Origin of the sequence: Parasphingomonas puruogangriensis, assembly GCF_036663635.1 — a bacterium.
Classification (GTDB): domain Bacteria; phylum Pseudomonadota; class Alphaproteobacteria; order Sphingomonadales; family Sphingomonadaceae; genus Sphingomonas.
Map to the genome: position 1 here is coordinate 186,594 of NZ_JAXOJI010000002.1, position 13,796 is coordinate 200,389.

At 67.0% G+C, this 13,796-nt stretch carries 14 protein-coding genes; 9 read left to right on the top strand and 5 right to left on the bottom strand.

The genetic code is table 11. The features are described 5' to 3' along the window. Nucleotides 1-57 precede the first annotated feature (57 nt). Genes U1739_RS06390 through U1739_RS06410 form a run of 5 tightly spaced genes read left to right on the top strand, consistent with a single transcriptional unit; the run spans nucleotide 58 to nucleotide 4,972 of the window. Nucleotides 58-1,050, top strand: a complete 993-nt coding sequence (locus U1739_RS06390) for a 3-oxoacyl-[acyl-carrier-protein] synthase III C-terminal domain-containing protein (RefSeq protein WP_332705309.1) — start codon at nucleotides 58-60, stop codon at nucleotides 1,048-1,050. Then, on the top strand, nucleotides 1,047-2,039 hold the full coding sequence (locus tag U1739_RS06395; protein ID WP_332705312.1) for an NAD-dependent epimerase/dehydratase family protein: 993 nt from the start codon (nucleotides 1,047-1,049) through the stop codon (nucleotides 2,037-2,039). Before U1739_RS06390 ends, U1739_RS06395 begins: the two co-directional genes overlap by 4 nt. Then, a complete protein-coding gene (locus U1739_RS06400; protein ID WP_332705317.1) occupies nucleotides 2,032-2,871 on the top strand; it encodes an MBL fold metallo-hydrolase in 840 nt (279 codons plus the stop codon). Before U1739_RS06395 ends, U1739_RS06400 begins: the two co-directional genes overlap by 8 nt. Further along, nucleotides 2,868-3,956, top strand: a complete 1,089-nt coding sequence (locus U1739_RS06405) for a DUF3419 family protein (protein WP_332705320.1) — start codon at nucleotides 2,868-2,870, stop codon at nucleotides 3,954-3,956. The genes U1739_RS06400 and U1739_RS06405 overlap by 4 nt, the downstream gene beginning before the upstream one ends. Further along, the gene (locus U1739_RS06410; RefSeq protein WP_332705323.1) at nucleotides 3,953-4,972 is read left to right on the top strand and encodes a Rieske 2Fe-2S domain-containing protein; all 1,020 of its coding nucleotides are present in this window, start codon (nucleotides 3,953-3,955) and stop codon (nucleotides 4,970-4,972) included. The genes U1739_RS06405 and U1739_RS06410 overlap by 4 nt, the downstream gene beginning before the upstream one ends. Here the strand turns inward: U1739_RS06410 and U1739_RS06415 are convergent. Then, entirely contained in the window at nucleotides 4,902-6,290 is a 1,389-nt protein-coding gene (locus tag U1739_RS06415; protein WP_332705326.1) for a F390 synthetase-related protein, read from the bottom strand. The two genes, U1739_RS06410 and U1739_RS06415, sit on opposite strands and share 71 nt — an antisense overlap. Between U1739_RS06415 and U1739_RS06420 the strand changes: the two genes are divergently transcribed. The 3 genes from U1739_RS06420 (at nucleotide 6,289) to U1739_RS06430 (ending at nucleotide 9,626) form a co-directional block, all read left to right on the top strand. Beyond that, nucleotides 6,289-7,347, top strand: a complete 1,059-nt coding sequence (locus tag U1739_RS06420; protein WP_332705329.1) for a DUF3419 family protein — start codon at nucleotides 6,289-6,291, stop codon at nucleotides 7,345-7,347. The genes U1739_RS06415 and U1739_RS06420 overlap by 2 nt on opposite strands. Next, entirely contained in the window at nucleotides 7,347-8,444 is a 1,098-nt protein-coding gene (locus U1739_RS06425) for a hypothetical protein (RefSeq protein WP_332705332.1), read from the top strand. The genes U1739_RS06420 and U1739_RS06425 overlap by 1 nt, the downstream gene beginning before the upstream one ends. A 213-nt stretch (nucleotides 8,445-8,657) precedes the next feature. Next, nucleotides 8,658-9,626, top strand: a complete 969-nt coding sequence (locus tag U1739_RS06430; RefSeq protein WP_332705335.1) for an ATP-grasp fold amidoligase family protein — start codon at nucleotides 8,658-8,660, stop codon at nucleotides 9,624-9,626. 78 nt (nucleotides 9,627-9,704) lie between these two features. On the opposite strand, the gene U1739_RS06435 is transcribed toward U1739_RS06430, so the two are convergent. Beyond that, nucleotides 9,705-10,025 carry a hypothetical protein gene (locus U1739_RS06435; protein WP_332705339.1) on the bottom strand — a complete coding sequence of 107 codons (321 nt, stop codon included), beginning with the start codon at nucleotides 10,023-10,025 and terminating at the stop codon, nucleotides 9,705-9,707. Nucleotides 10,026-10,140: 115 nt separating this feature from the next. Continuing rightward, the gene (locus U1739_RS06440) at nucleotides 10,141-10,530 is read right to left on the bottom strand and encodes a hypothetical protein (protein ID WP_332705342.1); all 390 of its coding nucleotides are present in this window, start codon (nucleotides 10,528-10,530) and stop codon (nucleotides 10,141-10,143) included. 135 nt (nucleotides 10,531-10,665) lie between these two features. Here U1739_RS06440 and U1739_RS06445 point away from each other — a divergent pair, with 135 nt between their 5' ends. Then, nucleotides 10,666-11,226 (top strand): DUF3617 family protein, encoded by a 561-nt coding sequence (locus U1739_RS06445; RefSeq protein ID WP_332705345.1) that lies wholly within the window; start codon nucleotides 10,666-10,668, stop codon nucleotides 11,224-11,226. A gap of 147 nt (nucleotides 11,227-11,373) precedes the next feature. Here the strand turns inward: U1739_RS06445 and U1739_RS06450 are convergent, their stop codons facing one another. Continuing rightward, nucleotides 11,374-12,396, bottom strand: a complete 1,023-nt coding sequence (locus U1739_RS06450; RefSeq protein WP_332705348.1) for a LacI family DNA-binding transcriptional regulator — start codon at nucleotides 12,394-12,396, stop codon at nucleotides 11,374-11,376. Continuing rightward, a complete protein-coding gene (locus U1739_RS06455; protein WP_332705352.1) occupies nucleotides 12,393-13,622 on the bottom strand; it encodes an MFS transporter in 1,230 nt (409 codons plus the stop codon). Before U1739_RS06455 ends, U1739_RS06450 begins: the two co-directional genes overlap by 4 nt. Nucleotides 13,623-13,796 lie beyond the last annotated feature (174 nt).

Here is a 13,796-nt window from a genome sequence, read left to right on the forward strand (position 1 = left end):
GTTCAATATAGCGCAGACATCCCGCCGATCAATTGGCGCGAAGCAGGAGGCGTGACGATGGCGCAGGGTGGATTCGGCATCGCCGGCGCCGGCACTTGCTTGCCACGGGCGACGATATCAGCCGCCGAGCTCGACCGGCTGACGGCGCAGCCCCCCGGCAGCACCGCCGCCCGTTTCGGCGTGACCCTCCGTCACCGCGCCGACCCCGATGAGACGTCGAGCGCGATGGCGGCGTACGCTGCATGCCGCGCGCTGGACGACGCCGGCTGGCGCGGCGACTCGCTGGACGTCATTATCTCGGCCTGCGGCGTGATGGAGCAGCCGATCCCCGGAACCGCCGCGCTGGTCCAACGACGCCTCGGGCTCGGGGCGAGCGGCATCCCGGCGTTCGATGTCAACGCGACCTGCCTGTCGTTCCTAATCGCGTTCGACCGCGTTTTGGCCGGGTTCGCGCTGGGCGAATGGCGGCGCGCGCTGATCGTAAGCGCCGACATTGCCAGCGCCGCGCTCGATTATGCCGATCCCGAGGCGTCGGTACTGTTCGGCGATGGCGCGGCAGCCATCGCGCTCGAGGCGGACGGCCCGCATCGCCGGCTGGCCAATGCGTTCTGCACCTATGGCGACGGCGCCGACCTGTGCCGGCTCGAGGCCGGCGGCACGCGGCTGCGGCCCGACGATGATCTCGAGACATTCCTGACGCACGCGCGGTTCCGGATGGACGGGCCCGGCTTGTTCCGCGCCACCGCGCGCCGCTTTCCCGGTTTTCTCCATGACTTGCTCAGCCGAGCGGGGGTGGCCGCCGATCAGCTCGACTGCGTCCTCCCGCATCAGGCCAGCCGCGCTGCGCTTGAGCATCTCAAACGCGCCATTCCCGACGGCGAGGCCAAGACCATCGATCTGTTCGCGTCGGTCGGCAATCTGATCGCGACCAGTATCCCCTTCACGCTCGCCACCGCGCGGGCGCAAGGGCGGCTGCGCACGGGCGAGCTCGGTCTCGTCATCGGCACCTCGGCGGGCGTATCGCTGGGTGGTGCGGTGATCCGGTGGTGAGCGAGACCGTGCTCGTTACCGGCGCCACCGGCGGCCTCGGCAGCGTGCTCGTCGACGCGCTGCTGGCGGCCGGGCGCGATGTCATCGCGACTGGCCGCGACCGCTCGCGTGGCGCGACGCTGCAGCGGCACGGCGCGCGTTTCATCGCCGCCGACCTCGTCCATGACGACTCGGCACCGCTGCTGGTCGGGGTCGGCACGGTGATCCACCTCGCGGCCCTGTCGTCGCCATGGGGTCCCCGGGCGGCCTTTGTCGCCGCCAACCTGACCGCGACCGAGCGCCTGCTCGCCGCCGCCCGGACGGCGGGGGTAAAACGCTTCCTGTTCGCCTCAACCCCGTCCATCTACACGCGTGCGCGAACTCAGCTGCACCTGACCGAGGATACGCCCCTGCCCGTGCGGCCGATCAATGCCTATGCCGCGACCAAGCTCGCCGCCGAACACGCCGTCCGCGCCGCCGCCGGCATCGGCTTCGCCACCGTGACGCTCCGCCCGCGCGCGGTGATCGGGCCGCGCGACACCGTGCTGCTGCCGCGCCTGATCCATGCGGCGCGCACGGGCGTCATGCCGCTGCCGGGCCGCGGCCGCGCGCTGATCGAGCCGACCGACGCGCGCGACGTCGGCACCGCCTTCCTTGCCGCCGAGGCGCGTGCCGAGGCGGTCAGCGGTCGCGCCTTCAACATCTCCGGCGGTCGGCCCATCCCGCTCGCCGACCTGGCCGCTCATGCGTTCCACCGTCTCGGCCGCGCCGTCCGGCTCGTGCCCATCCCGGCGCGATTGGCGCTGGGCTTGGCGCATCTCGCCGAGGCGGTGGCGCGGATACGCCCCGGCGCGCCCGAACCGGCGCTGACCGTGTACGCCGCCACCGCGCTCGGCTGGTCGCAGACCTTCGATCTCGCCGCGGCGCGCGCGGCGCTAGGCTGGGCGCCAATTCACGATCCGTTTGCCGCGATCGACTGGGCGCTGGCAGGGCAACGCGCCGATGCGTGAGGTCACGACGATCCCGCTGCTCACCGGCGCCTGTCGCCACCCACAGGTGATGACGATGCGCGGCGGCAGCTGGCGCCCGGTCGACTTTCCGGCGGTCGCCATGCTGATCGTTCACCCAGACGCTGGGCCGATCCTGTTCGACACGGGGTATGATCCCGCTTTCCTTCGCGCCACCGCGCATTTGCCCGAGGCGCTGTACCGCTGGGCGACCCCGGTCGATCTTCCCGCCGGGGCCGACGCGGCCAGCCAGTGCGCCGCGCTCGGCCACGATCCGGCGTCGTTTCACCACGTTATCCTGTCGCACTTCCATGGCGACCATATCGCCGGGCTCCACGCCTTTCCCAATGCCACGATCCACTGCGCGCGCGCCGGGATCGAGGATCTTCGTCGTCGCGGCCGCCTCGCTGCCGTCCGCCGCGGCCTGCTGCCCGCGCTGCTGCCTGCCGATCTTGCGCAACGCGCGCGCTTTTTCGAGGACGCGCCACGCCGCCCGCTGCCGCGCGATTTCGCGCCGTTCGACACAAGCGCGGACATCATCGGCGACGGATCGCTGCTGGCGATCGAGCTGCCCGGCCACTGCCCAGGCCATTGGGGACTCGCCTTGCGCGACGCACGCTGGGGCCACCACCTGTTGGTCGCCGACGCAGCTTGGTCATCGCAGGCGATCCGCGAGAACCGGCCGCCGCCCGGGCTCACCACCGCGCTGATGGGGAACACGGCGCAGGCGCGCGCCACGCTTGCCACGCTGCACCGCCTCGCGACCCGCAATCCCGAGTTACGGCTGACGCCCTGCCATTGCCCCGAGCGCGCCGCCGAGATCGTCGCCGAATGACTGCCGCCCGCCTCGCGCCTGCGACAATCTGGTATTCCGCCTGCAACGAAGACGCCGCGAGCGAGATCGCCGCGCTGCACCCGGCCGGCGCGAACGTCCTGTGCATCACCGCCAGCGGCTCGCGCGCGTTCGATCTGCTGCTCGCCGATCCTGCCGCGGTCACCGCGATTGACCAAAACCCCGCCCAGACTGCGCTGGCCGAACTCTTCGTCGCCGCCTATCGCCAGCTCGACTACCCCGCCTTCGCGGCGTTCGTGGGGCTTCACGAGGATGTGAACCGGTTGTTCCAGCTCGACGCGCTGCTGCCTTATGTCTCGCCCGCGGCACGCGCCTTCTGGGCGGGCAACCGCCGATGCGTTGCCGACGGCCTACTGTATTGCGGCAGGTGGGAGGGCTTCCTGCGGCGCTTCCGCCGCCTGGCGGGGCCGCGCCGCCGCGCGCTGGCCGATCAGCTGCTCGCCGCCCCCGATCCGACCGAGCAATGGGCGCTATGGCGCAACGAATGGAATGACGGCCAGTGGCGGCTGTTGCTGCGGGCGCTCAGCTGGCGGCCACTGTGGCGCTGGGGCCTGCGCGAGCCCGGCATCGCCTTCGTGCCGCGCGACTTCGACATGACCAGCTATGCGCGCGCGCGGTTCGATCACGCCGCGCGCGATCTGCATTTGGCCGAACTCCCCTTCGCTTGGCTGCTGCTGGCCGGCGCATACCCCGTGAACGTGCTGCCGCCCTATCTGACCGCGGCGGGCCACGCGACGATCCGTGACCGCCTCGACCGGCTTACGTTGCGGACCGCCAGCCTGCAGGACGCGATCGCCACGGCCGATCCGGGCGCGTACGACGCCGTCTCCTTATCGGACTATTCCTCCTATTGCGACGTGGCCGAGCAGGCTTTGGTCTGGCGTGATCTAGCGCGCGGCGTCCGCACCGGCGGGCGCGTGTGCGAGCGGAAATTCTTCAACAAGACCGGCGCAGACCTGCCGCTCGCCCACGGCTTCACGCGCGATGCCGCGCTCGAAGCGCGGCTGGACGCCTGCGACGGCGCCTGGTTCTACACCTTCGTCATCGCCACGAGGGCGGCCGTATGACCGCGGTTTGGCCCGCCGCGCTGACCCGGGGATGGCACCCTGTCGCTTATGCCAAGCAGCTCGGAAGCCAGCCGCTGGCGGTCACGCTGATGGAACGCCCGCTGGTGCTGTTCCGGGGGCCGGAGGGCGTTGCGGCGCTCGAGGATCGCTGCCCGCATCGCAACGTGCCGCTCTCCGCCGGGCGCGTCGTCGGTGACACGATCGAATGCCCCTATCATGGCTGGCGTTTCGACGGCGCGGGCCGCTGTCGGCGCGTGCCGGGCAGCGCCGACTTGGCCGATGCGCATGCGACCGCTCTGCCCGTGCGCGAGGAGACCGGGTTGATCTGGACGACGCTCGCCAATACCCCCGATCCGCTGCCCGCGCTACCGCAAGAGGTGGAAGACACCGGCTTTGACCGCTTTTGGTGGCCCCTGCCACCGTCGCGCGCGGCGATCGGCGATGCGATCGAGAACCTTCTCGATCCGATCCACGCCTATTTCCTGCACCCAGGCCTGGTCCGCCGCGCAGGCGATCCAGATGGCGTGCAGATCGACTTCGCCGTCCGCCCGGACGGCGCGGCCGCGCGCTATACCGAGCCGCGCGTGGGCATGACCTGGCTCCAACGGCTGACCGAGGGCGGCCGAACCGCGTCGTGGGGCCGCTATCGTGCCCCGACCCAGGTTCAAATCAGCTTCGAAGACAGGCGCGGCGTCCACGCCTCGATCATCGTCATCTTCTCTCCAGTCGGCGCCAGCGAAACCCGCCCCTTCGCCTGCTTTGCCACGCGTCGCGGTCGCACGCCCGCCTGGCTCAAGCGGCTGTTCATCATCGCTTTCCACCGCCGCGTACTGTCGCAGGACCTGCACATGCTGCGCCTCCAGGCGGACGCCTGCGCGCGGTTCGGCGGCCCCGATTATCACGGCGGACCGCTTGACCTGTGGGGACCGGTGATCTGGGCCGGGCTTAACGGCCGTCCGCTCGAGCCCAATCTGCGGCAGCTCCGGCTGGCAGGTCAGGCCGCCAGTCGCGCCTGACGCGGCGCAGCTTGCGCGTGAAGTCCGGCTCGATGCCACGCTCGAGCGTGATCGCCGCGCGCAATCCCCGCCCTCCCAGCGCCCTCTCCAGCGCCAGCCGCGCCCGTTCCGCCGCCAACGCGGGCAGCGCGCTGTCTAGCGACACCGTGATCGCCGCTACCCCGGTCTGCACCACGCGGAAATCTAGTATTGCCGGATCGGCATCGACCACCGCGTTGCGGATCAGGTCCGGAGTCACCATCCGCACTTCGCCCGACGCATCGGCGAGCAGGAAGGCGTCGTCGGCGCGACCCTCGACGCGCTTCACCGCCTGGAATGCTGATCCGCATGGGCACCGCGTCGGGTCCAGTTCCAGCAAATCGTTCATGTGATACCGGATCATCGCCTGCGCCCGCCGCGTGAAATCGGTGACGATCGGCGTGACCAGCGGCCCCGCCGGGTCGGGCCTCTCATAGTCGAAATGCACCACGTCCTCGGCCAAATGCAGCGTCCCGTGCGCACAGGCGACGCCGAACAGCCCTTCGGTCGCCATATAGATCTGCCGCACCCGCCGCCCCGTCGCGCCCTCGATCACGACGCGGTCGAGCGGATCGAGCACTTCCGCGCCTGAGAAGATCCGCGTCGCGTGCAGCCGTCCGCGCTCGGCCAGCCAACGCAAGATCTTGGGCGATGCCACGATCGTATCGGGGTCATGGTCTCCCAGCGCGTCCACCCAGGTATCGGGCCCTGCGCCCGAGTCGAAGAAGCGCAAGGCGATCCGGCTGCCGACCGTCGCCGATCGATACAGGTCCCCGACGGCCGGCAGCGCCAGCGCGACGCGGTGCCGACGCCACAAGGCATCAGGCAGCGTCTTGGCCAGGATCGTCCCCAGCCACACAAACCGCTCGGCCTCGGTGATCACGTACACGCCGCGATTGCCGCTTGTACCCGTACTCATCCCAATCAGGTGCCCGCCGATCCGTTCCTCACCCCGTATCAACGCCGCACGCACCGCGTCGGCGGTCAGCCCGGCCTGGTTGAGCGCTGCGAAATCGGCAAGCTGCGCCGCCTTGTCGAGCACCGGCCACGCGTCGAACGGCACGCCCGTGTACGCGCGATAGAAAGGCAGGTCGCGTGCCGCGTCCCTGATCAGCCGCGCCAGCTGCCGCTGCTGGTATCGCCGGACCGCGTTCGGGCTGCGCAACCGCGCCATGCGCCAGCGCGCAGCCACATAGGCGCGCGCGACGATGGCAAGGGAAGCCAGCTGCATTCCGCGATAATAGACATCGTTCAATTCACTGTCTATCGTCGGCGCGTCGCGCATCGCGAGGTTCGGCATGAGCTTCTTCTCCACCCTCAACTTCTCCTCGACGAATGAGGATGGCGAGACCGAACTCGCCGCGCTCGCCGGCGCGCGGCACGTCCTGTGCGTCACCGGTTCAGGAACGCGGCCGCTCGACATGTTGCTGTCGGGTGCGGACGCGGTGGTCGCGTTGGACGCCAACCCGGTCCAGAATGCGCTGCTCGCGCTTAAGGTCGCCGCACTTGAGCGGCTCGACCATGCCGACTATCTCGCCTTTCTCGGGCTGGCGGACAGCGACCAGCGGCGCGCCGTCTATGCCGACCTCCGCGCCAATCTTTCCTCAGCCGCGCGCACCTATTGGGACGGCCATAAGCGTCTGATCGCTGCCGGTGTCTGGTACGCCGGCCAATGGGAACGACTGCTCGCGCTCAACGCGCGCTTCCTAGCGCTCTTCCGCCGCCGCGCGGTCGCTGCGCTGATGCGCGCCGACACGCTCGACGACCAGGCCAGGATATGGCGCGACGGCTTCGCGCGCCAATCGTTGCTGCGCACGATCGAAACGCTAGGGCGCGATCTGGTCTGGCGGCTGGTCATGCGCGAACCCGCGGGCGCGTTCCTGCCCGATTCCCGCGCCGTCGGCGATCAGCTCGACCGCGATTTCGCGCGCGCTTCGCGTTCCTTCCTGTTCCGCGACAGCGACACCGCGACGATCGCGGTCCGCGGCCGGCTGCGCTCGGACGATGCGTTGCCGGTTCACTTGCGGCCGGAGAATTACGAGCGGGTCCGCGCAGCGCTGCCGCGGTTGCGCGTGTTGGAGGGCGGGCTGGCCGACCTGCCACGGCTCGATCCAGCGCGATTTGACGGCTTCTCGCTGTCCGATTTCGGCTCCTATTGCGGCCCGGCGGACTATCTTGCCTGCTGGCAGGGCATCGCCGCGGTCGCATCACCCGGCGCGCGCTGGTGCGAGCGGCTGTTCATGAATGCCATGCCGCCGCCATTGCCCGAGCTCACGGTCGATGAAACGCTATCCGAACGCCTGTCGGCGTCGGATCGCGCGATCATCTATCGCGTCCGCGCGGGCACGATCGCTTGATGGATGCCGAGGCGCGCAACCGCATCGCGGTGGACTATGTCGGGGCGTTCCAGCGCGATGGATCGCGCGCGCTGATCGACAATCTGGATACGCACGTCACGCTGCACCGTTGGGGCGACCACCTGCTGCCACTGACGGTCAATGATGGCGCGCGCGGCGGCACGTTCGTCTGCTCGCCGCGCGTCGGCTATCGCGACTATCCGCTCGAGGAACTGGGCCATTTTCCGAACCGGGCGCTCATCCCGCCGTTGCGCCTGCTGATCAGGAGCATCGGCGCGCTGCTCGACCGCTGTCAGGTCGACCGCGTCGTACACGTCAATAACTGGATGATGTCGACCAACCTCCCCGTCGCGCTCGATCCGGCGCTGGCGTCGGCGCAGACTGACGCGCTGACCGACGCCTGGCCCACCCATCTTCTCGCCATCCGCTCGCTGACCCGGCGCCACAGCGCCCCGCTCATCGACGCGCTTGAGGCGGCGGGCTGGATCCTGCTGCCGAGCCGGCAGGTTTTCATCGTCGACGATGTCGCGCAGGCCTGCCTGCCCCGCCGCGACACGAAGCGCGACGACCGGCTGTGGGCAGCCGGCACCTTTGCATATCAAGAACTGACCGAGGTTGCCGGCGAGGATGCCGCCCGCATCGCCGCGCTCTACGCGTTGCTATACCGCGAGAAATATTCGCAACTGAACCCCGCCTTCACCCCTGCCTTCGTCATGCTGACGGCGCGCATCGGCCTGCTCCGCTACCTTGTGCTGCGCGATCGCGGCGGCGTGATTCAAGGATTCGGTGCGATGTTCCATGCCGGTTCTGACGCGACCATGCCGCTGCTCGGCTACGACACGCATGCCGATCAGGCGCTGGGCCTTTATCGCCTGTCGTTCCACGCCGGCACGCGCTACGCCGCGCGCCACGGCCTGCGCTTCAACATGTCGTCCGGTGCCACCGCTTTCAAACGCCACCGTGGGGCCACGCCGGAAATGGAATTCACCGCTTTCTATCCGCACCACCTGCCAGCCGGCCGCCGGCGCCCGTTCGGACTGCTGCAGGCTCTGGCGAACCGCATCGCGATGCCGATGCTCAGAAAGTATCAGTTATAAACGCGGGGTGGAGGAGCTCGGAGCAGAGCTTTGAAGCCCGGAGCGTATATATGCCGAGAAATCAGGGATATGAGGCGCTCGAAAATCCAGCCGGCCGTTGGTGTCACTGCGATAGTCAAACGATCCGGTATCGCCACTTCGTGGGCTGCCGATCGCAGCTGTGCCATATAGTTTCTGTTCCGCGCCGCGGAGGCCTATGCCAGTAGGACAAGAATGTCCGACCCACCAATCTTCAATATAAAAGACAGCGATATAACGAAGGAGGGTTGGCGTGTATTCACGCGGTCGGCCCCGATCTCCCGTGCCTTCAATCACCTGATTGCTGGTACACATTTCGAACAAAAGTTCGGCCGGTGGCCGCTTTCGCCGCACGACCCCGCCGCGTCCATTAACGATCTGATCGTTGCGCGCATGATTGATCCGCGGTGGTCTGCGCTCCAGCGAAGGTTCGTCGACAAGCGTACTGCCAAGGCGGAGGCTAGGCGGCTCCATTCGGCGCTGCGCGTGCCCGAAACGCTGGCGATCATCCCGATGGCATCGGTGCAATCGATAGATCACCTCTATGAAATGCTCCAACCCTTCATCGGTACCAATACGATCGCAAAGCCATCGCATGCCAGCGGCGGCACCGTCTTCTTACGTGATGTTACGTCAATGGCCGACTTGAGCACGATCCACGAATTGGCCGGGCTCGACTACGCCCCCATCATGCGCGAGATGCAGTATTGGAGACTTTCCCGGAACATCATCGTTGAGGCAATGATACCAGCAGCGGGGGCGTTGCCGCCTGTTGATTACAAGTTTCACTGCATCCACGGCGAACCTTTAATGTGTCAGGTGGATCACGGACGCTTCGGCGCGCCATGGAGCAGGGTGCTCCGGGTCCCGAGCTTCGAGCCGATGGACGCGGATGACGGTCTCGTACCGCCCGAACAATACATGTTACCCGATCCGGGACGTCTCGCTGCCATGACCGCTGCTGCCCGAGCGCTGGCCGCGCCGTTCGACTACGTCCGCGTCGACCTGTACGACGGGCTCGACGGCGTCTATTTCGGGGAGCTGACGTTCACGCCAGCGGCCGGTCTTGGCATTGCTCCTTCGGCCGCTGGTTGCCACCGGGAGACCCCGACGCACCGCAAATATAGTCGGACGCTCATGACTGCGTTTCGGAGGCTTCGGTAAGTCCCAAATGAGAAACGAGCGACTGCTCGGGCAACGCCGTGTTCTAAGTTGACCCGCGATCCGACCCGCACCGATCCGTCAGTTGCCCTCGGCGTCTACTGTGAATACCATGGGCTTGCCGCGCGACATCGGCTCCCACCCCGCCGCCAGCGCCGCACGAACGCTCCGAGAAACGGTTGCATCGTCAATCTGGAGACGCCCCCGCGGCAGCCCCTTCAACAAGCGCTTCGGGGCAGGAAATTCCACCAACGCCTCGCGTTGGGTATCTCTCTGCAGCAGGCAAATCGTCATACCCTTCCAACCATCGTCATCCGACAATTGCGGCTCGCGCTGCAGTTGCCAGTCGTACTTGAGGCCATCGACATCGACGGTACCGGTATTGCTTCGGGCATGTGACATGTTCGCACCCCTAGCACGGCCATCTCGCTAAACCATCCGGTCGGCGCAATCGATCTCGTCCGACGGTGGAGACCAGCGAGCGCAAGGTAAGGACGACCCGTGACCGGTTCCAGCTTCAGGACCGGTCGCCGTCCTGCTCGTTCACGCCCGTCATCAAGTCGAGAAAGGCGGATGGCGCACGGTCGCCAAGGCAGCGCTCTAACATGTCGTGTGCAGCTATCGCCTCCGCTGCCGCTCGTGAAAACATCGGCTCTTCGGAGGTGGTAAGTGCCGCCCCGATGGCGCCGGGATGCCGAACGATGGCACTCGCTAACTCGGCCCCTTCCAACATCGCTAGGTTGGCTCCTTCGCCGGACGGCGGCATGAGGTGCGGCAGTCTGAAGGCGCAGCCTCGCCCAAAGGTAGAGCTTTTGTCGCTCACAGCATACGCACAGATGTTTGACACAATTGTCACCTGCTGCAACCATGGGAAGATGATGTTCGGCGATTCCAGGCCCTTCGTCATCTGTTCGCGTGATCTCTATACCTGTCGATCAATCCGATGCCGGCATTCGCCGCCGCATCGGGTCAGGACTTATTCTTGGTTTCCGCCCAGTTAACCTGCTCGATCGACCGGACAGTCCCGCAAGGAGAAGAACATATGAAGCGTGTCGCAATCATCCTGCCTGCCATCGCCTTACTGTCAGCGTGTAACTCCAACCCGACCGTCAAGGCGGAGAATGCCTCCGTTGCCGATGTCGCCGCCGCCACCAAGGATGCGGTGAAGATGGAGCCCGGCAAGTGGGAGACGACGGTTGCGATCCTGTCGATCGAAGGCCCCGGCCTGCCCCCCGGTATGGCGGACGCGATGAAGCAGCAGTCGAAATCTACCAAGGTTGAAACCTGCCTGACGCCGGAACAGGCGGCCAAGCCCCCGCAGGACATGCTCGGTGCGGCCAAGAACTGCACATACGAGAAGTTCGAAATGGGCGGCGGCAAGATGGATGGCACGTTGGTGTGCAAGAACATGCCGGGCATGCCGACCGGGGAGATGCGCGCTTCCATGTCGGGCACTTTCGCTAGCACCAGCTATGACGTCGTCAGCGAAGCGACGATGGACATGCCGGCGATGGGCGGCGCGCAAAAGGGTGCCAAGGTCATTACAAAGACCCAGGTCTCCGGCAAGCGTCTCGGCGCCTGCGACGCACCGAACGCGGGCTGATCTGCAAAGACGGATCGCCTCTCCGGTTCGACGGGTGTGAAAGCCGTGCTGGCCTGCTAATCCGTCAAACCGGACCTGTTCCGGGGTCCACCAGGCCGCATCGTTTCATAGGGCGATGCGGCCAACGGCGAATTCGGTAAATGCGGATCATATCGCCCGCGCGCTAGTGCTTTCGCGGCAGATCAGGTCGTAGGGAAGGAGCCGTCGGAACCGGGCGTCGGTCGCGGCCAGGCGATAGGCCGGATCCACCAAAATATCGACTGCGGCGGCGGCCATTTCCGCCTTGGGCTGGCGGATGGTGGTCAGCGGTGGCCAACCGGCGCGGGCAGTCGGCGCGTCGTCGAACCCGGCGATCGACAGCCGGTCGGGCACGGCAACACCCATCTTCATCGCCGTGACCAGAACGCCCAGCGCCATATCGTCGTTGCTGGCGAAGATTGCGCTTGGTGGCGTATCGCTACCAAGCAAGACCGTGGCCGGCGCCAGGGCGGAGCGGAACGAGAAATCGCCCTGCAGCATAAGACGCGGCTCGACCACCAGGCCCGCCGCCGCCATCGTTGCGCAAAAGCCGTCATGGCGCTTGCGCGACACGCTATGGTTGGGGTCTCCCTTGATGAAGGCGATATCGCGGTGGCCTAGCGCGATCAGATGCCGCGTCATGTCGCACGCCGCGGCGAAATCATCCATCTCGACCATGCCCGAGCGATCGGCATCGCCGCGCGGCGAGATGCGGACATACGGGAGTTCGGCGGCCTCCAGCATGTCCAGCAAAGCAGGATTGTCGCAGATCGGCGGGGTCAGGATCGCGCCGTCCAGCCGCAGCGCGCGGATGCTCTGGGCGATCTCGGCGATCCAGTTCGGGGCGTCTAAGTCGACCGGTTCGACCACCAGATGATAGCTGCATTGGCGGCTGCGCATCAGCGCGCCCAATTGCACGTCGGCGGCGTAGCCCGAGCCCGGATCGTCGAGGAACAGGCCGAGCAGATAGGAGCGCGAACTGGACAGGCTGCGCGCAAACGGATTGGGCCGGTAATCGAGCTCGGCGACAACCGCGAGCACGATATCGCGGATCTCGGGTCGCACGTGCATTTCGCCGTTGATCACGCGCGATACCGTCTTGGGCGAGACGCCGGCCTTGGCAGCGACGTCCTTGATCGTGATCGGCTTCACGACAGCGCGATCCTGGCCGACGCGCGGCGCATTGCGAGGCAGCTCCACGCAAATCCGGCAATGCCCAGATAGCAGGCGGCGGGCAGCAACAGAGACGGCCCCAGGCCCAGACGGTCGGCGAGCAACCCGGTCAGATAGGGAATGATCGCGCCGCCGACCACGGCCACGCACAGGAAGGTTGCGGCGATCGGCGTCAGCTTCGGGTCGTCGGGCAAGGCCAACGCGAAGATCGTGGGATACATGATGGCGTTGCACAGCCCAACGGCGAGCAAGGCGATCGCGCCGGGCAAACCGTAACCCAGTGCACCCGACGCGGTCAGCACGGTGGCACCCAAGGCGACCGCCACCAGCATCGCCGCAGCGCTCCAGCGGCGCATTAGCCAGGCGCCGGCGAAGCGCCCGACCATCGCGCCGCCCCAGTAGAGCGCGACCATCCGTCCGGCAGTGACCGGCGCCGCGTCCAAGATGGTCGGCTGCATCAGGTAATTGGTCAGCAAGGTGCCGATCGTCACTTCGGCGCCGACATAGACGAAGATCGCCGCCGTCCCGAGCTGCAACCGGCGGTCGGCCAGGAACAGCGGCAGGTAACGCGATGCGGGCAGCCGCATATGCGCAACCGGCCCCAGCATATCGCGGTTGAGCGCGAAGCCCACCGATAGCAAGGCAAGCGCCGCGCCGGAGACGATGAACGGCACGACCACCGCGTCCGCCCCGGCCCGTGTGAAATTGCCGCTGGCGTCGGGCAGCAGGAATTGCGCGCAGAGCAAGGGCCCGAGCACCGTGCCGAGCGAATTGAACCCCTGCAGCAGCGTCAGCCGGGCGGCGGCCTGTTGCGCCGGCGCCGCCACGGTGACCACCGCGTTGGACGCGATTTGCAGGAACGTGATCCCGCCCGACAGCAGCAGCAAGGCAGCGAGCACGGCGGTGAAGTTGGGCGCGAACTGCGTATAGATCAGCCCGAGACAGCCAGCGACCATCACTGCCAGCCCGGTCGCGATCGACCGCATATAGCCAGCGCGCACGATCACCGCGAGGATCGGCAGCGCGAACAGCAGATAGCTGGCGTGGAACGACAATTGCACCAGCAGCGCGCGGGCATAACCGAGATCGAACAACAGCTGCAGCCGGGGCACCAGTAGGCTGATCAACGAGGTCAGGAAACCGCCGAAGAAAAACACGCCGATCGACAAGCGGAACAGCCGCGCACCCGCGCGGTCTGCCGTCATCGCCGCCTTTCGCTCCGTGCTCGACCCCTGCATGTGCACGTCTTTAGATTAGCTCCACCCGAACGAGAATAGCCATCAACGCAAAACCGACATCGATGTCAAAACATTCTTGACATCGATGTCGGTCTCTGGTGGAAACGCCATAGCGACCCACAAAGGGCGTATTTGGGAGGA